The organism is Holdemanella sp. DFI.5.55 (assembly GCF_020593575.1).
Lineage (GTDB): Bacteria > Bacillota_I > Bacilli_A > Erysipelotrichales > Erysipelotrichaceae > Holdemanella > Holdemanella hominis.
On sequence record NZ_JAJDMK010000365.1, the window covers coordinates 1 to 238 of the forward strand.

At 50.4% G+C, this 238-nt stretch carries 1 protein-coding gene; it reads left to right on the forward strand.

Annotated elements, in window-relative coordinates:
• On the forward strand, positions 1-238 hold a 238-nt coding region (gene rpoE / locus LJE08_RS14430), incomplete at both ends, for a DNA-directed RNA polymerase subunit delta (RefSeq protein WP_227403639.1).

Here is a 238-nt window from a genome sequence, read left to right on the forward strand (position 1 = left end):
GGAAATTCGGGAACGGCTTTCTCAGTTCTACACGGACCTGAACGTCGATGGCAGTTTTATTTCCCTTGGTGACAATACTTGGGGCCTGCGTGCATGGTACCCATACGAATCAATCGACGAAGCCACGGTTGGCGAAAACGAAGAAGAAGAAGATCGTCCAAAGAAGAAGCGTCGCAAGGTCAATGCCTTCTTGGCGGGGGCTGACGATGACGATGACGTTATCGACTACGACAATGAT